Source organism: Stenotrophomonas maltophilia, from assembly GCF_013464485.1.
Classification (GTDB): Bacteria; Pseudomonadota; Gammaproteobacteria; order Xanthomonadales; family Xanthomonadaceae; genus Stenotrophomonas; species Stenotrophomonas maltophilia_AW.
In genome coordinates this window covers 138,351-155,158 of sequence record NZ_RAUX01000016.1, presented here as the reverse complement: position 1 = coordinate 155,158, position 16,808 = coordinate 138,351, and the positions used below count along the sequence as shown (strand labels likewise).

At 66.6% G+C, this 16,808-nt stretch carries 15 protein-coding genes; 4 read left to right on the top strand and 11 right to left on the bottom strand.

Annotation, left to right across the window (positions count from 1 at the left end):
- Positions 1-24: 24 nt before the first annotated feature.
- The 5 genes from hemC to mdoH form a co-directional block, all read right to left on the bottom strand.
- Positions 25-936 carry a hydroxymethylbilane synthase gene (hemC, locus tag D7Y61_RS08270; protein WP_180865876.1) on the bottom strand — a complete coding sequence of 304 codons (912 nt, stop codon included), beginning with the start codon at positions 934-936 and terminating at the stop codon, positions 25-27.
- Between the two features lie 638 nt (positions 937-1,574).
- Positions 1,575-2,306: a response regulator gene (locus tag D7Y61_RS08265; RefSeq protein WP_180865875.1), complete on the bottom strand. Its 732-nt coding sequence runs from the start codon at positions 2,304-2,306 to the stop codon at positions 1,575-1,577.
- 10 nt (positions 2,307-2,316) lie between these two features.
- Positions 2,317-3,360 (bottom strand): sensor histidine kinase, encoded by a 1,044-nt coding sequence (locus D7Y61_RS08260; RefSeq protein ID WP_180865874.1) that lies wholly within the window; start codon positions 3,358-3,360, stop codon positions 2,317-2,319.
- Positions 3,361-3,363: 3 nt separating this feature from the next.
- Positions 3,364-4,023, bottom strand: a complete 660-nt coding sequence (locus tag D7Y61_RS08255) for an alpha/beta hydrolase (RefSeq protein WP_180865873.1) — start codon at positions 4,021-4,023, stop codon at positions 3,364-3,366.
- 50 nt (positions 4,024-4,073) lie between these two features.
- Complete coding sequence (gene mdoH / locus D7Y61_RS08250; RefSeq protein ID WP_180865872.1) at positions 4,074-5,999, bottom strand: glucans biosynthesis glucosyltransferase MdoH; 1,926 nt, start codon at positions 5,997-5,999, stop codon at positions 4,074-4,076.
- 493 nt (positions 6,000-6,492) lie between these two features.
- Between mdoH and D7Y61_RS08245 the strand changes: the two genes are divergently transcribed.
- On the top strand, positions 6,493-8,538 hold the full coding sequence (locus D7Y61_RS08245; RefSeq protein WP_180865871.1) for a TonB-dependent receptor domain-containing protein: 2,046 nt from the start codon (positions 6,493-6,495) through the stop codon (positions 8,536-8,538).
- Positions 8,539-8,617: 79 nt separating this feature from the next.
- Here D7Y61_RS08245 and D7Y61_RS08240 read toward each other — a convergent pair whose 3' ends face one another.
- On the bottom strand, positions 8,618-8,788 hold the full coding sequence (locus D7Y61_RS08240; RefSeq protein ID WP_180865870.1) for a hypothetical protein: 171 nt from the start codon (positions 8,786-8,788) through the stop codon (positions 8,618-8,620).
- A 213-nt stretch (positions 8,789-9,001) separates the two neighbouring features.
- Between D7Y61_RS08240 and D7Y61_RS08235 the strand changes: the two genes are divergently transcribed.
- A complete protein-coding gene (locus D7Y61_RS08235; RefSeq protein WP_180865869.1) occupies positions 9,002-9,388 on the top strand; it encodes a DUF2628 domain-containing protein in 387 nt (128 codons plus the stop codon).
- Positions 9,389-9,467: 79 nt separating this feature from the next.
- On the opposite strand, the gene D7Y61_RS22695 is transcribed toward D7Y61_RS08235, so the two are convergent.
- Both D7Y61_RS22695 and D7Y61_RS08225 read right to left on the bottom strand, forming a co-directional pair.
- Entirely contained in the window at positions 9,468-11,999 is a 2,532-nt protein-coding gene (locus tag D7Y61_RS22695) for a methyl-accepting chemotaxis protein (protein ID WP_180865868.1), read from the bottom strand.
- A gap of 211 nt (positions 12,000-12,210) precedes the next feature.
- Positions 12,211-13,104 carry an NAD-dependent epimerase/dehydratase family protein gene (locus D7Y61_RS08225; protein ID WP_180865867.1) on the bottom strand — a complete coding sequence of 298 codons (894 nt, stop codon included), beginning with the start codon at positions 13,102-13,104 and terminating at the stop codon, positions 12,211-12,213.
- Between the two features lie 316 nt (positions 13,105-13,420).
- Between D7Y61_RS08225 and D7Y61_RS08220 the strand changes: the two genes are divergently transcribed.
- Positions 13,421-13,717 carry a KGG domain-containing protein gene (locus tag D7Y61_RS08220; RefSeq protein ID WP_180865866.1) on the top strand — a complete coding sequence of 99 codons (297 nt, stop codon included), beginning with the start codon at positions 13,421-13,423 and terminating at the stop codon, positions 13,715-13,717.
- A gap of 11 nt (positions 13,718-13,728) precedes the next feature.
- Here D7Y61_RS08220 and D7Y61_RS08215 read toward each other — a convergent pair whose 3' ends face one another.
- Positions 13,729-15,201 (bottom strand): MFS transporter, encoded by a 1,473-nt coding sequence (locus D7Y61_RS08215; RefSeq protein ID WP_180865865.1) that lies wholly within the window; start codon positions 15,199-15,201, stop codon positions 13,729-13,731.
- Positions 15,202-15,326: 125 nt separating this feature from the next.
- Between D7Y61_RS08215 and D7Y61_RS08210 the strand changes: the two genes are divergently transcribed.
- Positions 15,327-15,956 carry a TetR/AcrR family transcriptional regulator gene (locus D7Y61_RS08210; protein ID WP_180865864.1) on the top strand — a complete coding sequence of 210 codons (630 nt, stop codon included), beginning with the start codon at positions 15,327-15,329 and terminating at the stop codon, positions 15,954-15,956.
- Between the two features lie 15 nt (positions 15,957-15,971).
- Here the strand turns inward: D7Y61_RS08210 and D7Y61_RS08205 are convergent, their stop codons facing one another.
- Together D7Y61_RS08205 and D7Y61_RS08200 are read right to left on the bottom strand one after the other, a co-directional pair.
- Positions 15,972-16,322 carry a VOC family protein gene (locus D7Y61_RS08205; protein ID WP_180865863.1) on the bottom strand — a complete coding sequence of 117 codons (351 nt, stop codon included), beginning with the start codon at positions 16,320-16,322 and terminating at the stop codon, positions 15,972-15,974.
- 117 nt (positions 16,323-16,439) lie between these two features.
- The gene (locus D7Y61_RS08200) at positions 16,440-16,640 is read right to left on the bottom strand and encodes a hypothetical protein (protein WP_180865880.1); all 201 of its coding nucleotides are present in this window, start codon (positions 16,638-16,640) and stop codon (positions 16,440-16,442) included.
- Positions 16,641-16,808: the final 168 nt, after the last annotated feature.

Below are 16,808 nucleotides of genomic sequence, written 5' to 3'. Positions count from 1 at the left end.
GCGGCCGGCACTACCGGCGGTGGTTCAGACGTTCAGCAGTTCGCCGGCGCCATCGTCCAGCAGCAGCTTCGCCACCCGCTGGCCCAGGCCTTCCGGGTCTCTGGCTGGACCCACTGCTTCGGCACGCACCGCGCGGCCATCACTGGCACTGCCGACCAGCCCCTGCAGGTGCAGGTCATCCGCCTGCCACTGCGCGATCGCCGCCACCGGCACGTGGCAACTGCCATGCAGCGCGCGATTCATCGCCCGCTCGGCTTCCACGCAGGCACGCGTAGCCGCATCGTCAAGACCGGCGAACAACGCCATCAAACGCGCATTACCGCCATCGCACTCCACCGCAACCGCACCCTGTGCCGGGGCCGGCAGCCACTGTGGCGGCTGCAGCCGCGCAACGATGCGCTCGCCCAGGCCCAGACGCTCCAGGCCGGCAACGGCCAGCACGATGGCGTCGTAGCCGCCGTTGTCGAGCTTGGCCAGGCGGGTGTTGACGTTGCCGCGCAGGTCCAGCAGTTCCAGGTCCGGGCGCAGCGCGCGCAGCTGGGCCTGGCGGCGCAGCGACGAGGTACCGACACGGGCACCGATCGGCAGCGCGTCCAGCGAGGCGTAGAGGTTGGAGACGAAGCCGTCAGCGGGATCGTGGCGGGTGAGCATCGCCGGCAGCGCGAAGGGTTTGTCCAGTTCCATCGGCACGTCCTTCAGCGAATGCACGGCGCAGTCCGCCTCACCGCGCAGCATGGCCAGCTCCAGCTCCTTCAGGAACAGGCCCTTGCCACCGATGGCGGCCAGCGAACGGTCGAGCACCTCGTCACCGCGGGTGCTCATCGGCACCAGTTCCACATGCAGGCCGGGATGGGCCTGGCGCAGGCGATCGGCGACGTGTTCGCTCTGCCAGAGGGCGAGCGGGCTCTTGCGGGTGGCGATGCGGACGGTTTCCATCCGGTCATTATCGCGCCTTCGGCGCGGATACGGCCAACGGCGGAGCCCCTCGTGGCTTGGAGCAGCAGCTGGGCTTGGCCGGGCGGGGGGGGCGSGGGGGACGCCGTGAATCCGTCCGTGGAGGCTTGGCCGCGGCATCCATGCCGCGGACACCCCCGCGAACCCACCCCGCCCGGCYTCTGACAGTTTCCGTGTGCGCCAGCCACGGGAAGATCAAAAGAAAAGAGCAGAAGCAAAAGCAACAGCCGGCGGCTTCCGGGGTCAGATCCCTTTTCCGCAGKAAAAGGKATCTGACCCCTCTTTCCAAGCCGATAACACCAATGCTTTTGCCGTCCGTCACCGGGAAATTCGCGAGGGTGAGGCGGGATGGGCGGGCGGGACCGTTGGCGCCATGAATGGCGCCATCGAGCCCCCATGGGTGAGGGCGCTTTGCTTGCGAAGCACTGCTTCGCAAGCGCCCGAACGCCCAGCCGCCAGCGGCTGGGCCGGACCCCGGAGGGGGGTTTACGGCGTGTCCCGCCCGCCCATCCCGCCTCACCCAACACGCAACAGCACAGAGCCGACAACCCGCTGTTGCAGTTGCTGTTGCGGTTGCGGTTGATTTCGAAGCAGTCGCGGCCGCAGGCCGCGCGGAACACTCACAGATGCCGCAGTTCCTGCTTCAGCGTCGCCACGCAGCGGCGGCTGACTTCCAGCGGTTGCCTGCCATGCCGCAGCACCGCCTGCACCTGCCCGCCGGTGCCGCGGCGCAGCTCCACCAGTTCGTGCCGCGCCACCAGGCAGTTGCGGTGGATGCGGATGAAACGACTGGCGAACTCCTCCTCCAGCGACTTCAGTGACTCCTCGATCAGGTCCTCGCCGCGCGCGTGGTGCACCACCACGTACTTTTCTTCGGCCTGCAGGTAGTGGATGTCGTCCAGCGGTATCAGGCGCAGGCTGCCGCGCAGGCGTGCGCACAGCATGCTGCGCGCCTGCTGCCCGCCGTGGTCCTGCTGCCGGCCATCGCGGCCGGCCAGGAACGTGCGTGCACGTGCGATCGCGGCAGCAAGGCGCTCGGCGCGTACCGGTTTCATCAGGTAATCAATGGCGGCCGCCTCGAACGCCGACAGCGCATGCGCGTCGTAGGCCGTGCAGAACACAACGGCCGGGCGCGGCTCGAAGCTGGCCAGATGACGGGCCGCCTCCAACCCGTCCAGCCCGGGCATCGCGATATCCAGCAGGACCAGGTCCGGCTGCAGTTCCGCGCAGGCGTGCAGGGCCTGTTCGCCGTTGCCGGCCTCGGCCACCACATCCACTCCCTCCTGCGCGGCCAGCAGACTGCGCAGGCGCTCGCGCGCCAGCGGTTCGTCATCGGCGATGACTACCCTCACGATCGTCCCCTCACTGGATCGGCACCGTCACCTGACAGGCATAGTAGCCCTCGCTCCAGCCAGCCGTCATCCGCGCGGTGCTGCCGAAGCGCCAGGCTAACCGATGGCCGATGCTGTGCTGGGCATGGCCGGCGCCGCGCGCCAATGCCAGCCCCGGGGCCTGTGGGTCGGGTGCGGGATTGCGCACCTGGATCTGCAGTTCATTGCCAACGCGCTGCAACCGCAGCTCGATGGTGCCACCCTCGGGCAGGCGTGAAATGCCATGCAGCACCGCGTTTTCCACCAGTGGCTGCAGTACCAGCCTCGGCAGTGGCAGGTCCCACGGCAGCGGCTCGTCGCGTTGCCAGCGCACCTGCAGGCGTTCGCCCAGGCGCAGCGATTCAATCGACAGATAGCGCTCGGCCAGCTCGCATTCGTCGCGCAGCGTGGAGTCGCCCTCACCCGCGCCAAGGGCCGCACGGAACAGGTCGGACAGGTCCAGCACCGCACGTTCGGCCACCGCCGGATCGCGATGCAGCAGGCTGGCAATCAGGTTCATGCTGTTGAACAGGAAATGCGGCCGGATGCGCGCCTGCAGCGCATCGGCCTGCGCACGGGCATTGGCCTGCACCTGCGCGGCCCAGCGGTCACTCACATAGAAATAGCGCAGGGCCAGCGCAGTGATCAGCGCCGTGGTGGCGGCACTACCAAGAGTGAAGCGCCAGAAGCTGATACCCCTGGCGAAGTTGTCGCCCAGGACCGCGTACAGCGCATGCACGATGCCGGCACAGACCACCGCGATCAAGGTCGCCAGCGCGATGGCCGCGATGGCGCCCAGCACCTGTGGCAGCCTCGACAGTGCTTGCCGCAGCAGGCACAAGCTGGCGGTCACCGCCAGCGCCAGCCACAACGCGAAGCCACTGGCTGACAGCAGTTCGCCGAAGGTCCAGTGCCGGCTGCCATCCGGGGCCAGGGCCAGCACCACCACCACCAGTTCGGCCAGGCCGAGCATGGCTGCCAACCGCGGCAGGCGGCATAGTTCCGGCATCCACGGCGGTGTGCTGGCCGGGGGCATGGCTCAGGCGGCGCCCAGCCGTTCCTGCAGCCAGTCACCCAGCGCCTGGATCTCTTCGGCGCAGACCTGGTGGGCCATCGGGTAGCTGTGCCATTCCACGTCCAGGCCCAGCGCCTGCAGCGCCTGCGCGCTGTGCACGGCCACCGCCTGCGGAATCACCGGGTCGCTGCTGCCATGGGCCATGAACACCGGCACCTGCACCGCACCTTCAACGCGCTTGGCGCTCTCGGCTTCCGGCAGGTAGGTGGATAGTGCGATCAGGCCGGCCAGTGGCGCGCTGCGCGACAGCGCGGCGGTAAGGATGATCGCCCCGCCCTGCGAGAAGCCGGCCAGGAAGATCTTCTCCGGCGCGATGCCGCGCCCGATCTCGCGCGCGATCAGCGCATCCAGCTGCACGACCGATTCCTGCACGCCGGCCATGTCGGCGCGCGAGCGGAAGTCCATGCCGACGATGTCGTACCAGCCGCGCATCGGCACGCCGTTGTTGATGGTGATCGGCCGCACCGGCGCATGCGGGAACACGAAGCGCAGCGCCGGCCAGTGCGGGCGCACCAGTTCGGGCACGATCGGCGCGAAGTCATGACCGTCGGCGCCGAGGCCGTGCAGCCAGATCACCGACCATTGCGGCGAGGCGCCGGTTTCCTGTTCCACCGTTTGCAGCATGATGCGGCTCCTTCAAGTTCGAGCCGCATTATGCCGCTGGCGCGGGGCCATCAGTACAGCGGTGGTTGCTCGGCCGCTTCCCGGCGCAGCTGTGCGGCCCGCACCAGCACCGTCGGCGGAATGTTTTCTTCGGGAATGTCCAGCAGGCCCAGGCGGTGCAGGAACGCACCGGGAACACGCGAGGAGGTCAGCGCCACCACCGGTACTGCCAGCACCATGCCGATCACCACCGGCGCCATCCATGCCGCCAGCGATGGTGAGACCGCCCATGCCAGCACGCCCATGAAGGCACCGAACACGCCCAGGCCGCCGTAGCCGCGGATCAGCGCCAGCCAGGAAATGCCACCGTCGTCACGCTGCTGCGCATCCCAGCCGGAATCGCGCCCGGACAGCACTTCAGCCACGCCGCGCGATTGCACGTACATCACCACTGGCGCCATCAATGCGGCCAACACGGTTTCCACCAGCATCGACACGAACGCGCGGATCGCGCCGCCACAGCCGCGGCGGTCGACCGGGTCCAGCAGCATCGCCAGGTAACCCAGCACCTTGGGCAGCAGCAGCACCGCCATGGTGGCAGCGAACAGGCGCACCACCTGTTCTTCGTCCTGGGCGCGCCAGTACACGCTGGGCGACAGGTGCAGCAGGGCATTGAAGTCAATGCCTTCCTGGAACAGGGGGATGGCGATGCCGATCAGCATCAGCATCGCCCACATCGGTGCGGTGAAATAGTGGCCGATGCCGATCAGCATGTGCGTGCGGCTGATCCAGTGCAGGCCGCGGCTGCCGATCACCTTGCCGTGCTGCAGGTTGCCCTGGCACCAGCGTCGGTCACGCACCAGCAGGTCGGTAAGTGTCGGCGGGCCTTCTTCGTAGCTGCCGCCCAGGTACGGCACCATGTGCGCGGCCCAGCCGCCACGGCGCATCAGCGCCGCTTCGACGAAATCGTGGCTGAGCACGTGGCCGCCGAAAGGTTTGCGTCCCGGCAACGCCGGCAGTCCGGCGTGGTCGGCGAAGGCACGGGTGCGGATGATGGCATTGTGGCCCCAGTAGTTGCTCTCGGCGCCATGCCACCAGGCCACGCCGCGGGCGATCACCGGACCGTACACGCGGCCGCCGAACTGCTGCATGCGTGCGAACAGGGTGCGGCCGCCGATCACCGACGGCAGGGTCTGGATCAGGCCAACATCGGCGTTGTGCTCCATGCCGGCCACCAGGCGCACGATGCTGTCGCCGGTCATCAGGCTGTCGGCGTCCAGGATCAGCATCTGCGGGTAGGCGCCGCCGAAGCGGCGCACCCAGTCGGCGATGTTGCCGGCCTTGCGCCCGCTGTTGTCGCCACGACGGCGATAGAACAGGCGCGCCTGGCCATCCGGCACGCGGTCGCGCAGTTCGGCAAATACCTGCTCCTCGGCCTGTGCGATGTCCTCGCGGCGGGTGTCGCTGAGCACGAAGAAATCAAAGCGCTGCAGCTGGCCGGTCGCCGCGACCGACTCGTAGATGGCCTGCAGGCCAGCCAGCAGCCGGCGGGGGTCTTCGTTGTAGGTCGGCATCAGCAGCGCGGTACGGCTGTGCACGGTCGGCAGCGGCTTGTCCGGGTCAATGCCGAGACGGTAGCCACGGTCGAATACGGCGGTGAGGAAACCGGCCAGGGCGCTGGCAAAGGACAGGGCGATCCAGGCAAACAGGCCGACGAACAGCACCAGAAGGCAGGCTTCCAGCACGCTGATGCCATTGGCCGACAGCACCCGCCACATCATGCGGGTGGCGATGGCGGTCATGGCCAGCGTGCCGCCAAAGATATAGAACCGGCGCAGGCCGATCAGGCGCGGCGAGGTGCGATGCCGGCGGACCTTCAGCGCACCCTCGCGCAGGGTCTGTTCGGGCATGGGCAACGGTGATTCGGCCGGCAACTGCGCCCAACCGGCATCACGTGCGGGCGCGTCCGCTTCCGCGTGGATGGTCTGCACCGCCATCGCCGCCTACCCCGCGCAGTCGGCACGGCCGGCCATCCCGGCCGGGCTGCATGCACCAAGGTTCCCGGCGCGCTTTCCCGGCGCCCGCACTTGTCCTGGCTGCGTCGGCCTCAGGCCACGCAGTCGATGTCTGTCACTACCGGAACCCACACGATCTCCAACGGGGCGGAATCGAAAATGCGGCCCAGTCTAGGGCGCCGGATGTAAGCCGAGTGCGAAGGTCTACGCCGGGATTTATCCCCATTCAGCAAACAGCAGGTGATCGTTGGCGGAGCGGATCGGATGTCACTTCGTCGCCCTGGGTACTGGATCGTAACAAACGCGAACGGTTATCATTTCATTAACCAGGCAGGTCACCGTCCTCCGCACGGCCGCGACCCACCCAGCTGCGCCGGTTCACACCGCGCGCCCAACAACCCATGGAAGGGAGCTGCCTGCTGTGCGCGTGCATCCGCTGCTTCCATCGGGTCCCCCTCCTCCGATGGAAGCCGTCATGTCCCTGCCGTCCCGTTCCCGTTCCGCGCGCCCGTCGCGCACCCGCCTGGCCAGCGCCCTAGCCACCGCCTGCCTGCTCACTCTGCCCGGCCTGGCCGCCGCAGAGGCCAGCGCCGATGCCTCCACCAAGGACCTGGATACCGTGGTGGTCACCGCCTCCGGCAACCAGCAATGGATCAAGGATGCGCCGGCCAGCATCAGCGTGATCAGCCGCGAGGACATCGAGCGCCAGCCGGTGCACGACCTGGCCACCCTGCTCAGCCGCGTTCCGGGTGTGACCGGGGGCCTCAGCGCCGTCGGCGAACAGTCCAAGATCAAGCTGCGCGGCATGCCGTCCAACTACACGCTGGTACTGGTGGACGGCAAGCGCATGGGCAGCTCGGCCTCGACCAACTACCGCCCCGATCTGGGTCGCCAGGACCTGAACTGGATTTCACCCGATCAGATCGAGCGCATCGAGGTGGTACGCGGCCCGATGTCGTCGCTGTACGGCTCGGACGCCATGGGCGGCGTGATCAACATCATCACCAAGCGTATCGGTGATGAGTGGAACGGCAGTGCTACCCACAGCTACACCCGCCCGGGCGACGGCAAGCGCGGCGATACCCAGCAGATTGGCGCGACGTTCTCCGGCCCGCTCGGCGAGCGCTTCGGCCTGCGCATCGGCGCCAACAGCATGCGCCGCGACTCGGATCGTTCCAACGGCGGTGTCTACGGCAACGCGTACGCCGGCGAGAAGGACCGCAATGTCGACGCGCTGCTGCAGTGGAAGCTCAGCGACGCGCAGGAACTGTCGCTGGAGGCCGGCCATGGCGTGCAGCAGGCCTTCATCGATGCCTCGCTGGAAAAGCAGGACGAAGGTGCGTGGGGGGCCAGCGAACTCAAGCGCAGCTCGCTGGCGCTCAACCATGATGGCAAGTGGAGCTTCGGCAACTCGAAGATCAGTGCGTACTGGACCGAGTACAAGAATGACATCGGCGCCACCGGTCGCTCCGAGGCCACCGATACCATCATCGAAGGCAGCCTGACCACACCATTCACCCTGGGTGTCGAGCACCAGTTCGCCGTGGGCGGCCAGTGGAAACGCCAGGAGCTGACCAACACCGACACCATCGGCCGTGCCCCGATCGACTATGCCGGCAACGCAGTCAGCGGCTCCGATCTGGAAGTGGATACCTGGGCGCTGTTCGTCGAGGACGAACTGAAGCTGCACCGTACCTTGGCGCTGACCCTGGGCGCACGCCTGGACCACCATGAAAAGTTCGGCGGGCATGTCAGTCCGCGCGCCTACCTGGTCTGGCACCCGGCCGAGCAGTGGACCATCCGAGGCGGTGTTTCCAAGGGCTTCCGCGCGCCCAGCCTGACCGAGAATTCGGCCACCGCCGCCACCCAGTCCGGTGGCCGTGGCTGCACCTCGCTGATCCCACTGGGCTACACGCGTGGTGGCTGCTACATGGCCGGCAATCCGGACCTGGATCCGGAAACCAGCACCAACCGCGAGATTGGCATCAGCTTCGACAACGATCTGTTCGATGCCGGCCTGACCTACTTCCATACCGACTTCAGGAACAAGATCGAGTACGCGCCGCTGGGCAGGTTCAACGGCATCTGGTGGACGCGCATGAGCAACGTGCAACGCGCGCGCACCAGCGGCATGGAAGGCAATCTGAACTTCCGCTTCGGTGAGCACTGGCGCTGGCGCACCTCGGCCACCTGGATGAAGGAAGCCAAGAACCTGACCACCGGCCGGAATCTGATCGATACCCCGGAATTCTCCGGCTATTCGTCGCTGGACTGGACGCCCAACACGGTGTTTTCCAGCAGCCTGTCGGCGCAGTACACCGGCAAGCAGACCGGCACCGCGACGACCTTCCTCAAGGCCTACACCCTGTATGACCTGACTGCGGCCTGGAACGTCAACGAGGTACTGACCCTGCGCGGCGGCGTCAGCAACCTGGCCGACAAGAAGCTGTATGCAGAAGGTTCCACCGACTACTTCGTGGCCGGGCGCAGTTACTTCCTCAGCATGACCGCACGGTTCTGACCTGAGGTGCGCGCCGCGATCGCGCTGGCAGCACGCCAGCGCGATCGGCGGTGTTGCGGATTATCGGCGGTGTTGCGGATTACTCGCTTTCCAGAGCGGCAGGTGCCGCATTCTGCGTTACGGCCGTGCGTGCACGGTCCATTGCCACCGCCAGTTGCTGGCGTGCGAGCAGTTGTTGTGCCTGCACCACTTCAGGTGTCGGCAGGAGCACCGGTCCCGGTGCGTTTTCCGGTGTAGCAGGTGTGGTCATGCAACCTCCATGGACATCCCGCCGCCGCACGGATTCAGCTGGGGCGGCAGCGGAACTGCGCACCCTATCCTAAAAACAAGGCGGGTGGGTGACGGTGCGACATGCAGGCGCAGCGCCCGGAACAGGGCGAGCGTCACATTTTTGACGGTGGCATTTGGATACTGAATAGGACATGCCCTATCATGAAAACGTTTTCTCACAGGGATGTTCCCCATGAATACCACTGACCTGTCCCAGTTCAGCCCGAAGTGGCAGTTCCGGTTCAACTTCTTCCGCCAGCACGGCGCCCCGAAGAATCCCGGCTTCAAGCAGGCCTGGAAGGCGCTGTCCTTCGGTGACCGCCTGAAGATCAACCTGAACTTCTTCGCGTTGTTCTTCGGTGCCATCTACCTGCTCATCCTGGGCATGTGGCGCAAGGCGCTGGTGGTGATCGGCATCAGTGTCGTGCTGGCCATCGTCAGCATGTTCCTTCCCGACATCGTCGGGCGCGTGCTGTTCATCGCCATGAATCTGCTGGTCGCCTCCAGTACCAACTACAGCTACTACCTGGAGAAGGCGGAGGGTCGGATCAGCTGGAACCCGTTTGAAGGAATGTTCTGAGCCATCAGACCAGCGCAGGGATGCGCGGCAAGGATGCGACCGACGCCCGGCCCCCGCCGGGCGTCTTCATTTCCGGAGTTCAGGCCGCGCGGCGTGCCACCGCCACCGGCCCCGACTGCAGGCGGAAGCGCGATACGGCAACCGCCAGCTGCTCGGCCTGCTCTTCCATGGCACGCGCTGCTGCGCTGGCCTCCTCCACCAGCGCAGCGTTCTGCTGAGTGGTCTCGTCCATCTGCACCACGGTATGGTTCACCTGCTCGATACCTGCCGACTGCTCGCGGGACGCGGCCGAAATCTCGGCCATGATCTCGTTCACCCGGCCCACCTGGCCGACGATCTCCTGCATGGTGCGGCCGGCACCGTGCACCAGCTCTGCGCCCGCACCCACCTGTGCCACCGAGGCATCGATCAGCTCCTTGATCTCCTTTGCTGCACCCGCCGAGCGCTGGGCCAGTGCGCGGACTTCACTTGCGACCACGGCAAAGCCGCGGCCCTGCTCACCGGCGCGCGCGGCTTCCACTGCCGCGTTCAGCGCAAGGATGTTGGTCTGGAACGCGATGCCATCAATCACCGAGATGATCTCGGCGATGCGCTGAGATGATGCTTCGATCTGTTCCATGGTCTGCACCACCTGGCTGACAACCTGACCACCTTCGCTGGCCACGCCCGCTGCGGAACCCGCCAGGGTATTGGCCTGCACGGCGTGGTCGGCGTTCTGGCGAACGGTAGAGGTCAGTTCCTCCATCGATGCAGCCGTTTCTTCCAGATTGGCGGCCTGCTGCTCGGTACGGCGCGAGAGGTCGCTGTTGCCGGCGGCGATCTCGCCTGCCGCCAGGCGGATGCTGGCGGCCGACTGCTGGATCTGGCCGACGATCTGGGTCAACTGCTGCACGGTGCTGTTGGCATCATCGCGCATCACTGCGAATACGCCATGGAAATCGCCCTGCATGCGCGCGCTGAGGTCACCGGCGGCAATCGCGCGCAGCAACGTCGACAGTTCGGCCAGGTTGTTGTCGCTGACCTGCATCATGATGTTGAGGGTCTCCACCATGCGACGGAAATCGTGATCGAAGCGCTGGGCATCGCCGCGCACGGCGAAGTCACCGGCGGCGGCGGCGGCGGCCAACTGCTGGATCTGCTCATTGATCGCGGCCAGGTTGCTCTTGGTCGTGGCCATCGCGGCGGTGAAAACTGCCTTCTCACCCGGCAGGGCGTCCATGTCCACGCTGAGATCACCTACGGCATAGCGCTGCATCACCTCGACCAGGCGCTGGGTGACGGCGTTGCTGGAGGCCACCAGCTGGTTGCTGTCGGCCACCATGCGGCCATACTCGCCCGGGAACGCGCTGGCATCCATGCGATAGCTGATTTCGCCTGCATCGTGGCGGCGCGCCATCTCCGCCTGCGCCGCCATCACTGCCTGCAGTTGGCCGCGCATGCCCTGCATTGCCTCCAGCAAGCGGCCTACTTCGTCGTTGCTGCGTGCCGGCTGCGTGCTGTCCAGCTTGCCGGCGGCGACGTCGCCGGCCACTCGCACCGCTTCGGCCAGCGGGCGGATTGCCAAACGACGCAGCAGCACATAGACACCTGCGCTCAGGGTCAAGGCAGCCACCACACCAACCAGCAGTGTCAGCCACAGCAACTGGCGTGCCTCGGCCACGATCACCGCATGCGGCATCACCACCCCCAACGCAAAGCGCTGCGGTGCATCGCCAACGCGCAGCGGCACATACACACGCACGTTGCCCGCCGCATCCGGAATAAAAGCTTCGAACCTGCGGTCGGCGGCGATGTCGGCCAGCATGCTGCGGGTCAATGCGTCGTTGCGCGGCTTGCCGATCTCCGCAGCGTTCGCCGACGCCAGCACCACGCCGTTGGGCGAAAGCAGCTCCACACGACCGGCCCCCATCGGCTTCAGCGTGGCCAGATGCTTCTGCAGTGCCGCGAGTGAAAAATCGACGGTGAACACACCCAGGAACGCACCGTTCTCGACGATGGGCGAGCTCAACGTGCTCATCAGCACCTGCTGCCCGGCAATGTCGTAGGCGTAGGGTTCGCTGACCTTGGGCAGCTTGTCGCGGCTGGGCACCACGTACCAGTCGGCCGAACCATCGGCGGCCTCGGTGTAATCGGTCATCGTCGACTGCTGCGGCTTGCCGTCGTGCCAGGCCCAGTAGCTCATGTACCGACCGGTGCCGTCATGCATCTCGGTATTGGCGAACTCCGCATCCTTGCCATCGAAGGCATCGGCTTCCCACATGGTGCTCTTGCCCAGCCATTCCGGGTGGGTACGCAGCTGTTCGCCCAGTACCGCAGCCAGGCTGGCGCGGTCAGGCACCTCGCCACGTGCACGCTGGGCCAGCACGGCTTCGACCATGGCATCGTTGCTGGCGAACGCGGTGCCCAGGTCCGCCGCGACCTGGCGCGCTTCGGCGTTGGCCTCGCTGGTCATGGTCTGCCGCGAGGCATCGATCAGGCTGGTGCTGGCCTGGCGGTAGATCAGGAACGCGGTCAGGCCGAAGCACAGCAGCGCGATGACGGCGGTACCCAGCATCAGTTTATGGGCGATGCTGCCCGGACGGCGGGCAGCGGCGGAACGGGAAGAAGGCATGGAAGGATCCGCAAGGCAGTTCAGGACAACCGGTACCGCGAGGGCACCGTGCAGGCGCGCGATCCGTCGCGCATGCCACCAGCCGCCGGGCCATGCCCGGCGCTGGAAGCGCACCGGGTTAGCGGCCAATTGCCACCGAGGTTGAGGCGGGCCGGCCTGCACATTCCTGAATCCGCTCAGGGTCGGGACGGCACTCCGTCCCGTTGCCGTGCTATTCGGCCACCCTGTCCTTGATCCACTCCGCCCGTGGCAACACCTCGATGCTGCCCACGGCGTACTGCTGCAGTACGTCGTCCGGGCCGAAGCGCGGATGCCACCCCAGCACGCTGCGCATGCGCGCGCTGTCGTAGACGCGGTCGATGCTCATTGGCAGCGGCCAGCCACGTCGCTCGAACTCTGCCAGCAACTGCGGGGCACGCCGGGCCAGCACCTTGCGCGGCTGGGTCGCCAGTTCCAGGCAGTCCTCACGCCGGAACGGCGTCGCGGCGCAGGCGATGTAGCGGGCGAACGCCGCGCCCTCATCATGCAGCAGCGCGGCATGGGCGCTGGCCACATCGCGGGCATCGATACCACGGTGCAGGCGGAACATCGCCATGCGCTCCGGCGGCTCCGGGAAGCATCGGCCCATGCGCAGCACGCGCACGCTGAATCCCGGTGCCACAGCGGCTTCGGTCAATGCCTCGGCCTGCAGCTTGCTGCGGTGGTAGATCGTTCGCGGCAACGGCTCGGTATCCTCATCGATCCAGCGGCATCCTCCTGCCACCACCGCATGGCCGTACAGCGCGGTGGTGCTGGTCAGCACGAAGCGCCGTGCACCGGCCTCGCGCGCCGCCTGCAACAGGTGCCCGGTGGCGTCCACGTTGATCTGCTGGAACACCGCATCCGGCACCAGGCCGACATGCGGGGCATGCAATGCCGCGGTATGGATGACTGCATCAACCCCCTGTACTGCCCGCGCAACCGCCTGACGATCGGTGACATCGGCAATGATGCGCGTGGTGGCAAACGGGCTGCGATCCAGACCCACCACTTCATGGGCAGCGGCCAACGCACCGAAGATCGCGCGCCCGATCCGCCCGGAACTGCCGGTCAACAGAATCTTCATTGAGTCCATTCACTCGAAGCGCCCGGGAACTACCGGGATGGTTCGATTCTAGGCACGCCGCATGTCGTCTGCGATAGGGCCCAGCTGCAACTGTGCGTTCATCCTGACGACGCAGAACGGTACTACTGAGTGCCGCCCTCGCTGCAGCAGCGTTGGCCGCCGCCACGGCAATGCCGCTCAGCCAGCCGCGCCATCAACCGCGTGCGCAGGCCGCGTGAAGAGCAGCGCAGCGATGGCGACCTGGACTTAGCGCGCGATGGCCAAGCATGGCGGCTGTCGTCGTCGACGGCGACGCCCACTCCGCAGGAGACTTCACATGGCTGACCAGACCCCGCGCAGTTCCAACCGTGGCTTCGCCGCGATGGACCAGGACAAGCAGCGCGCCATCGCCGCCAAGGGCGGACGCGCCGCCCACGCATCCGGCAACGCACATGAATTCAGCCCCGACGAAGCACGTGCCGCAGGCCGCAAGGGCGGCGAGGCAATCAGCCGCGATCGACAGCACATGGCCGCGATTGGCCGCGAGGGCGGGCACGCACGTCACGCCAATGCACGCCAGCAACAGCAGCAGATCGAGCACGCGGCCAAGGATCCGCACCGCCAGCAGGGCTGAACGCTGCGCTGTCAGGAAGAGCCGCGCTGCCGCTGCAGGCCGAGGGCTGTGAGCAGGGCCAGCGCGCCGGCCAGTGCCATTGCCCAGCCAAAACCACTGGCCATTGCACTGCGGTACCACGCCAGCGCGTTCGGCGCGGGGTTCGCCGAAGCCGGGTGCAGGATGAGATCGCGCGCCTGCATGGCCAGCGCCTGCTGCCCTGCGGCGTTCGCAGATGCCGCGAACTGCTGCACGGCGCGCAGGCCCATCAGGCTGCCCAGCAGCGCGATCCCAAGGCTCATGCCCGCCTGGCGCAGCGCGTTCATCGTGGCCGAGGCGATGCCCGCGCGTTCGGCCGGTACGCAGGCCATCACCGCCATGCCGGTCGCGGGTACCGCCAGCCCCATTCCGATACCGAGCAGCATCAGCAGCATGCTTGCATGGGCAGCGGAGGTATGCGGCGCAAACGTGGCCATCGCACACAACGCCACCCCGCTCAGCGCATAGCCCAGTACCAGCGCGACCTGCAGCCCCACGCGTGTGACCAGGCGCCCGAACAACAACGAGACGGCACCCATCAACAGGAACTGTGGCACCAGTTGTGACCCCGCCAGTGCCGCGTTGTGCCCCTGTGCCTGCTGGAAGAACAACGACAGGAAGAACAGGCTCGCATAGGCAGTGAAGCCCAACGCGAAGGAGGCCAGGTTGAGCATGCCGAAGCGGCGATCGGCAAACAGGTCCAGCGGCAACAGTGGGCGCGCGACCCGGCGCTCGACGAAACCGAACATGACCAGGCCGGCGCCCGCGACGCCGAGGGCCGACACGGTCAATGGTGCCCACAGGCCGTACTCACCGATCGCGATCAAGCCATAGCTCAATGCACCCAACGCAACGATGCTGAGGAGCTGCCCGGCCGGATCCAGCGCGGCGTGCTGCGGGTGCCGCCGCTCTGGAATGCCCCAGGCACCGAGCGCGAGTGCCAGCACGCCCAATGGCAGGTTGATCAGGAAGATGCTGGGCCAACCGGCATGCTGCACCAGCAATCCCCCCAACAACGGGCCGAGCACCAGCGCAAGTGCACTGAACGCGGACCACCCACCGATCGCGCGGGCACGCCGGCGTGGATCGGGAAATGCATGACTGAGGATCGGCATCGCACTGGGAATCAACAGCGCACCGGCCACACCCTGCACCGCGCGCCCTGCCACCAGGGTCGAAAGATGTTCGGCGCAGGCGCACAGCAGCGACCCCAGGGTGAAGGTGGCGACGCTGATCAGCCACATCCGCCGATGGCCGTGACGATCCCCCAGTGGGCCCGCCGACAGCATCAGCGCCGACAGTGCAATCGCGTAGGCGTTGATCACCCACTGCAGCCCTGCCATGTCGGTCCGCAGTGCCTGCTGCAGGGTCGGCAGGGCGACGTTGACGATGCTGATGTCCAGCGAGGCGAGGAACGTGCCGAGGTAGGCCGCCAGCACCAGCGCCGGCCGTTGGAAGCGTTGCATGCATGGATCCCGGGAGAGGACGTGCGCGCATCGTAGCCACTGACTGACCGTCGGTCAATGACTGACGGTCAGTCAACATCGAAGGATGGCTAGAATGGCGACCGTCAGACCCGGACCCGCCCACCATGCAGACCCCAGCTGCCCCCAAGCCTCGCACCAAGCCCGCTGAAACCCGCCTGGAGGAACTGATGGACGCCGCGCAGGCGCTGTTCCTGTCGCAGGGCGTGGATGCCACCACCATCAGCGACATCGTCGCCGCCGCCGACGTGGCCAAAGGTACCTTCTATACCTACTTCGCCTCGCGCACCGAGATCCTGCAGGCACTTGCGCAGCGCTACACGCGGCAGTTCATGGAAGAGGTCGATCAGGCCGTGCAACAGCACCCTGCCGACGATGCCGCGGCCCGCCTGCGCGCATGGATCCGCGCCAACATCGAGCTCTACGTGCGCACCCATGCGCTGCACGACGTGGTGTACGCCAACCATCATCACCACCAGCGTGGCAATGCCGAGCGCAACGCGATCCAGCAGCAGTTGCTGGACATCCTCGAAGCGGGCATCGCTGGCGGCTTGTGGCAGTTGCCTGCGCCACGGATCACCGCCTCGTTGATCTACGCCGGCGTGCACGGCGCCACCGATGATCTGATCGCGGCACCCGCAGAAGATGCCGACGCCTTCATCGCCGCCGTGGTTGCCGACTGCCTGCGCATGGTCGGCGTGCCACAGGCCACCGCGGGCGGCGGCAAGCGCCGCTGAGGCAGCCCGCCCCGCTCAGGTATGAGCGAGGATGTTCAACAATCGCCCGAACGGATCGCGGACGAAGAAGCGGCGCACGCCCCAGGGCTCGTCTACCGGGCCATATTCCAGCGCGATGCCGGCCGCCCGCATGCGCTCCAGCACCTGCTGCAGGTCGTCCACCTCGATCGACAGGTCCGGCACTGCGGTACCCGAGCCTCCTTCGCTGGCAAAGCTGACCTGTGCCAGCGCACTGCCCTGCCCGCCATGGGTGACGATCCAGCCGTGGTCCATCACCACCGGCATGCCAAGCAGATCGCCATAGAAGACTGCAGCCCGTTCCGGTTCTGGTGTGGCGATGTTGGCGACGATGCGTTTGACGGCCATGACGATGCTGCCCGCTCCAAGGAAGATGGACACTACCTCATCGGTGCAGGCTGTGCTTCCTGGGACAGAAAAGCCCCGTCAGTGACGGGGCTCGACAACAACCCGGCAGAGCCGGGCCTATACGGCGCCGCAGCGATCCATGATGCAGCGGTCGTATTCGTACTGGCATTCCATGGCATCACCGCCCCCAGACATACAGGCCTGGTAAGCCTTCCAGCAGGGAAGATCGCAGGGCTGAATCGGCCCGGCCACAGCCACCGAACCGCTGCAGGCCAAAGCGAACACGGCACCGGCGATCATTTTCCTGAAAGTACGCATCACCATCACTCCTTGATAAGCCTGGTGAGCCCAGGCCGGCTCACGTTAGCGAGGCACCCGGGAGGTCAGGTGAATGCTTGCGTCACACTCTCTTAACCTGTTCATAAAAATTCCTTCACATCACTGGGGGTGATGGGCGCGCTGTGGGGTTAACGGCTTTGTTGTCCG

Coding starts and splice junctions, on each gene's coding strand:
- hemC (WP_180865876.1), bottom strand. CDS start 936: ATGGAAACCGTCCGCATCGCCACCCGCAAGAGCCCGCTCGCCCTCTGG.
- D7Y61_RS08260 (WP_180865874.1), bottom strand. CDS start 3,360: ATGCCCCCGGCCAGCACACCGCCGTGGATGCCGGAACTATGCCGCCTG.
- D7Y61_RS08255 (WP_180865873.1), bottom strand. CDS start 4,023: ATGCTGCAAACGGTGGAACAGGAAACCGGCGCCTCGCCGCAATGGTCG.
- mdoH (WP_180865872.1), bottom strand. CDS start 5,999: ATGGCGGTGCAGACCATCCACGCGGAAGCGGACGCGCCCGCACGTGAT.
- D7Y61_RS08245 (WP_180865871.1), top strand. CDS start 6,493: ATGTCCCTGCCGTCCCGTTCCCGTTCCGCGCGCCCGTCGCGCACCCGC.
- D7Y61_RS08240 (WP_180865870.1), bottom strand. CDS start 8,788: ATGACCACACCTGCTACACCGGAAAACGCACCGGGACCGGTGCTCCTG.
- D7Y61_RS08235 (WP_180865869.1), top strand. CDS start 9,002: ATGAATACCACTGACCTGTCCCAGTTCAGCCCGAAGTGGCAGTTCCGG.
- D7Y61_RS22695 (WP_180865868.1), bottom strand. CDS start 11,999: ATGCCTTCTTCCCGTTCCGCCGCTGCCCGCCGTCCGGGCAGCATCGCC.
- D7Y61_RS08225 (WP_180865867.1), bottom strand. CDS start 13,104: ATGAAGATTCTGTTGACCGGCAGTTCCGGGCGGATCGGGCGCGCGATC.
- D7Y61_RS08220 (WP_180865866.1), top strand. CDS start 13,421: ATGGCTGACCAGACCCCGCGCAGTTCCAACCGTGGCTTCGCCGCGATG.
- D7Y61_RS08215 (WP_180865865.1), bottom strand. CDS start 15,201: ATGCAACGCTTCCAACGGCCGGCGCTGGTGCTGGCGGCCTACCTCGGC.
- D7Y61_RS08210 (WP_180865864.1), top strand. CDS start 15,327: ATGCAGACCCCAGCTGCCCCCAAGCCTCGCACCAAGCCCGCTGAAACC.
- D7Y61_RS08205 (WP_180865863.1), bottom strand. CDS start 16,322: ATGGCCGTCAAACGCATCGTCGCCAACATCGCCACACCAGAACCGGAA.
- D7Y61_RS08200 (WP_180865880.1), bottom strand. CDS start 16,640: ATGCGTACTTTCAGGAAAATGATCGCCGGTGCCGTGTTCGCTTTGGCC.